We start from the raw sequence: 315 nt of genomic DNA, 5'->3' as shown, positions 1-315 counted from the left end.
CGTTCACCGCGCCCGACGGCACCCCCCGCCTCGCCACCACCGGCGACGGTTACGACGGAACAGTGCGGGTCTGGGACCCCGCCAAGGGCACCCAGGTGGGCGAGCCCCTCACCGGCCACGCCGGCGAGGTGAACGCGGTGGCGCTGTTCAGCGCACCCGACGGCACCCCCCGCCTCGCCACCGGCAGCAGCGACAGGACGGTGCGGGTGTGGGACCCCGCCACCCAGGACGGACCTCCCCCCACCGGCCACACCGACGGGGTGCGGGCAACGGCGGTATTCACTGCGCCCGACGGCACCCCCCGCCTCGCCACCA

At 76.2% G+C, this 315-nt stretch carries 1 protein-coding gene; it reads left to right on the top strand.

Annotated elements, in window-relative coordinates; genetic code table 11:
- The coding region (locus tag ACFVVX_RS15275; protein ID WP_387945820.1) for a WD40 repeat domain-containing protein at nucleotides 1–315 on the top strand (315 nt) is incomplete at both ends.

Origin of the sequence: Kitasatospora sp. NPDC058170 (assembly GCF_042883905.1) — a bacterium.
In the GTDB taxonomy this organism is placed as follows: domain Bacteria; phylum Actinomycetota; class Actinomycetes; order Streptomycetales; family Streptomycetaceae; genus Kitasatospora.
The sequence above is the reverse complement of the archived record's forward strand: the minus strand, read 5'-3'. Positions and strand labels throughout refer to the sequence as shown.